4 protein-coding genes are annotated in these 4,791 nt (G+C 73.5%); 1 reads left to right on the forward strand and 3 read right to left on the reverse strand.

What is annotated here, in order from left to right:
• The coding region (locus tag E1265_RS33680; RefSeq protein WP_132934751.1) for a phosphotransferase at window positions 1-678 on the reverse strand (678 nt) is incomplete at its 3' end.
• A 70-nt stretch (window positions 679-748) separates the two neighbouring features.
• On the reverse strand, window positions 749-1,813 hold the full coding sequence (locus E1265_RS33685) for a right-handed parallel beta-helix repeat-containing protein (protein ID WP_132934752.1): 1,065 nt from the start codon (window positions 1,811-1,813) through the stop codon (window positions 749-751).
• 165 nt (window positions 1,814-1,978) lie between these two features.
• On the opposite strand from E1265_RS33685, the gene E1265_RS33690 reads away from it, so the two are divergent.
• Window positions 1,979-3,025 (forward strand): LacI family DNA-binding transcriptional regulator, encoded by a 1,047-nt coding sequence (locus tag E1265_RS33690; RefSeq protein ID WP_132934753.1) that lies wholly within the window; start codon window positions 1,979-1,981, stop codon window positions 3,023-3,025.
• A gap of 150 nt (window positions 3,026-3,175) precedes the next feature.
• Here E1265_RS33690 and lnt read toward each other — a convergent pair.
• The coding region (lnt, locus tag E1265_RS33695) for an apolipoprotein N-acyltransferase (RefSeq protein ID WP_132934754.1) at window positions 3,176-4,791 on the reverse strand (1,616 nt) is incomplete at its 5' end.

Below are 4,791 nucleotides of genomic sequence, written 5' to 3' on the forward strand. Positions count from 1 at the left end.
CACCTCCCCCACCACCCCGGCGTCCCGGAGCCGGACCATCGCGGGGTTGCCCGCCTCTGCCGCGGCCCTGATGCCGCGCCAGCACCGGTCCTGCCACCACAGCACCGTGGCCACCAGCTCCCGCCGGTCCGCAAGGCCGTAGCCGTCGGCCACCAGCCGCATGCGCCGGCCCGCCTCCGCGGGGTCGGCCACCGAGGGGCCGAGGCCGAGGTACTGCCAGCAGACGTGGGCGACGTCGTGCACCCGGGAGCCCGGCGCCGCGAGGTCCCAGTCGATGAAGGCCACCGGCCGCAACTCGCCGCCGACCGGCCGGTAGACCGTGTTCTTCGGCGAGAGGTCGTTGTGGCACACCACCTCCTCGTCCCCGGCCAGCGCGCTGCCCGCCGTCAGGTCGTGGAACTCGCGCACGAGCCGGGCGACGGCCACCAGGCTCTCGTCCGACGAGACGGCGGCGGGCTGGCGCGACTCCCAGGCGACGTGTCCCTCGAGGTAGCCGAGTACCTCACGCCCCTGGCCGTCGACCCCGAGATGCCGCGGGGACCCGTGCCAGCCGCCGGCTTCGAGCAGCCGCAGCAGTTCGCCCACGAACTCCGCGCGGGCGGACACGGGACGGCGCACGGTGTCCCCAACGCGGACGACGGCGTTGACGAACCCTCCGGGCAGTGGCGACTCAGTCATCCCCCAAGCCTGCCAGGGCCGGGCGCGCCGCGGGTCGTCGGCGGCGTGCCCGGCCGGCGGGCGCCGGACGTCAGTTGGTGATGCTGGCCTGGGGGCCGGCGCCGGTGCCGACGATCGAGGGGACCTGGGCGGCGGGGTCGAGGGTGTAGGAGTAGAAGTCGCGGGGGTTGAAGGTGGTGCCGCCGGTCTCCTGGCGGCCGGTGACGCCGGACAGGACGCTGCCGGTCTGGGTGAGGGTCGCGGTGGAGTCTCGGTAGAAGGGGTCCCTGACCTGTCGGAAGTAGCCGTTCTCGATGACCATCCTGGTCCGGCCGCGGGAGTAGTTGCCGTAGCCGGTGATGTTCTGCATGTAGTTGTTGTAGAGGTGGGCGTAGGCGACGTTGTCGGTACTGGGGTTGCGCGAGTTGGTGTTGCGGATCCAGTTGTGGTGGATCGTGATGCGCGCGGTGACGTTGTCGGTCCAGCCGATGCCGAAGCTCTTGTTGCCCTCGTTGAGGATGTTCCAGGAGACGGTGAGGTTGGTGGTGTCCCGGCGGCTGTCAATGAGGCCGTCGTTCATCCGCTCGATCCGGTTGTGGTCGATCCAGACGAGGTTGGCGGTGTCCATCTGGATGCCGTCGTAGTCGTAGGCGTCGTCACCCGGGTCGTCGTCGGGCATCCGGGTGTCGCGGATGGTCAGGTTGCGGATGATCACGTTGGAGACGCCGTTGAGGAAGAAGCCACCGTTCACGATGTGGCCCGAGGTGCCCACGCCGACGATGGTCTTGTTCGAGGTCACCCGGATCTCGTGGCCGAACGGCGTGACCGTGATCGGCGCGGCCACCCGGATCACGTACGGGGTGCTGGCAGTGGCGTAGCGGTTGAGGTCCGGGAAGTTCGTCACCGTCACCGTCGGGCCGGCCGCGCCGCCGGTGGTGCCACCGGCCGTGGCGGCGAAACCGTCCGGCGTGTTCGACCAGGCGGCGATGCCGGGCCCGTCCTTGGACGGCCCGGTCGCGGGGCCGGCGGAGGTCGCGGAGGCGGTCGTGGTCGCGGAGGTCGTGGGGGCGACGAGCAGCGAGCCGCAGAGCGCGGCCACGAGGGCCACGAGCACCGACCAGCGCCGCTTCACGGTTGTCTTGGACTTCTTGAGCATGGGAGCGCTTCCATTCCCGGTCGAAATTATCGGAGGGGAGATCGGTAGCGAGCGGTGCCGAAACCGTAGGAGCAATCCAAAGTGTCGTCAAGAACCCGGGAAACAAAGGGATTTGACGAGTAGAGCCTTCGAAAATTTCGAGGTGGCCGGCTAGACTTCCCGGCCATGCCGCCAGCAGAGTCGAGCACCGCAGCAGACGATCAGCCCGCCGAGCCGCTGACCAGCGCGCAGATCGCCGCGCGAGCGGGCGTCTCCGTCTCGACCGTCTCCAAGGTGATCAACGGCCGGGCGGACGTCGCCCCCGAGACCCGTGCCCGGGTCGAGGAGTTCATCCGCCGCCACGGCCACCTGCGGCAGAAGCGGCGGGCGGAGGGACCCGCGCCCCTGCTCGAACTCGTCTTCCGGCAGACCCGCGACGCCTACGCCATCGAGGTCATCAACGGGGTCCAGCGGGTGGCGCGCCAACACCGGCTGGCCGTGGTGCTCTCGGAGCTCCAGGGCCGGCACACCCCGGACGAGGGCTGGGTCGAGCAGGTGCTGGCCCGCCGGCCGACCGGCGTCATCTCGGTGTTCTCCGTCCTCACCGACGCGCAGAGCGGCCAACTCCACAGCCGTGGCATCCCGTTCGTGCTCGTCGACCCGGGCGGGGAGCCCGCGCACTCCTCCCCCTCGATCGGGGCCGCCAACTGGGGCGGCGGCCTCTCGGCCACCCGCCACCTGCTCAGGCTCGGGCACCGGCGCATCGCCGTCATCACCGGGCCCGAGCACTCCATGGCCAGCCGCGCCCGGCTCGACGGCTACCGCACCGCGCTGGACACCGCGGGCGTCGCCGTCGATCCGACGCTCATCAGGATCGGGGACTTCACGACCGAGGGCGGCCTGGCGCACGCGCGGTCGCTGCTGCGGCGGCCTGAGCCGCCCACCGCCGTCTTCGCCTGCAACGACGCCCAGGCGCTCGGCGTCTACCTGGCCGCCGCGGAGGCGGGTCTCCGCATCCCCGACGACCTCAGCGTGGTGGGGTTCGACGACCTGCCGCCGGCCCAGTGGACCGTGCCGCCGCTGACCACCGTCCGTCAGCCGCTGACCGAGATGGCCGCCACCGCCGCAACCATGCTCATCGCCCTGGCCGAGGGCCGGGCGCCGGCCCAGACCCGGGTCGAGCTGGCCACCGAACTCGTCGTCCGCGGCAGCACCGCGCCGCCGGGCGGCTGACGCCACACGACGGCCGCGCGAAGAACCGCCGCACGCTCGGCGCTTTCGGCCGCGTTCGGGCGTAGGGTCTGCTGCGCCCCCCATCGGGCCCCGCCGTACGTCCTCCCCGCAGCGGGGCCCGACCCTCGTTTCCGTGAACCATCCGGGCGTTCAGACTTCGGTGTCGCCCTCCGTAGCCGCCCGGTCCTTCGCCGCCCGGTCCTTCGCCGTGCCGTCCGCCGGTAGGCGGCGGGCGCGGCGGGCTCGGTGGACGCCGAGGGCGGTGGCCGCCGCGGCGGCCAGGGCGATGACCGCCTCCGGGATCGCGCCGAGGCGGGTGGCCAGGGTCTGGTCGGTGCGCAGCGGCACGGTGGCGGTGAGCACCTCGCGGGTCCAGGCGCCGGTGGCCGCGGTGACCGTGCCGTCGGGCTCGATGACGGCGCTGATGCCGGTGGTGGAGGCGACCAGGACGGCGCGGTCGTGCTCGACGGCCCGGAGCCGGGACATGGCCAACTGCTGTTCGGGCTCGGCGAGGTTGCCGTCGCGCATGTAGGTGGCGTTGTTGGTGGGCACGGCGACGAGGTTGGCGCCGGTGCGGACGGCGTCGCGGACCTGGCCGTCGTAGGCGACCTCGTAGCAGATGGACGAGGCGAGCCGGATGTCCCCGACGTCCAGTCGCACAGGACGGTCGCCGGGGACGAAGTCGCGCGGGATGAGTTGAAGGTCGCCGAAGCCGCCGAGCAGGTCACGGGCGGGGATGTACTCGCCGAAGGGGACGAGGTGCCGCTTGGCGTAGTAGGTGCCCGGGCCGGTCTCCGGGTCCCACAGCAGGCTGGCGTTGCGTATGCGGTCGCCGGGCGCCTCCAGGATGGCGCCCACGACGATGGGGGCGCCCACCTCGGCGGCCGCCTGGGAGATCGGCCCGCTCAGGGTGGGGTCCTCGCGTGGGTCGCGGTCGGTGGCGTTCTCCGGCCACAGCACCAGGTCGGGTCGGGGTGCCCGGCCGGCTTCGATGTCGCGCGCCAGCTCGCGGGTGGCGGCGACGTGGTTGTCGGCGACCTGCTCGACCCGGGCCTGCTCCTCCAGGGTGCGCCCGCGCGGCACGTTGCCCTGCACCACGGCCACCGTGGCGCTCCGCTCCTCGTCCGTCGCGGCGGACGGGAGGAACACGGCTCCCGCGCCGCCCGCGGCGAGCGAGGCGAGCAGGCCGGCCGCCGCCACGGCGCGCCGCCGTGTGGTCGCCGACCGGAGCGTGGCGAGCAGGGCGGCCAGGCAGGCGGCGGCGAGGGCGACGACCGCGCTGACGGCCGGGGCGCCGCCAATCGCGGCCCACCCCAGGGTGGGGGCGTCGGCCTGGCTGAAGGCGAGCCGCCCCCAGGGGAAGCCGCCGAGCGGCACGCGGGACCTGAGGGCCTCGGCGGCCACCCACCACGCCGCCGCCCACAGCGGCCAGCCCGGCAGGCGGCTCAGGACGGGCACCACGCAGCTCAGCCCGCCGAGGAGCAGCGCCTGGATGACGACGAGGGCCACCCAGGGCAGCGGGCCGAGGTTGGTCAGCCACACCAGGTGCGGGGCGAAGAACGTCAGCCCGAAGACGGTCCCGAGGCCGAAGGCCGCCCGGGGCCGGCTCCGCCGGAGTACCACCAGCAGCAGCGCCGGCCCGACGGCGGCCAGCGGCCACCAGCCGAGGGGTGGGAACGCGGCCGCGAGCAGGAGCCCGCCGGCGGCGGCCGTGGCGACCGTCGCGAGGGTGTCCCGGCGCACGCGTCTCCTGGGGCGGGCGGGGT

It is taken from the genome of Streptomyces sp. 8K308 (assembly GCF_004348315.1).
GTDB lineage: Bacteria > Actinomycetota > Actinomycetes > Streptomycetales > Streptomycetaceae > Streptomyces.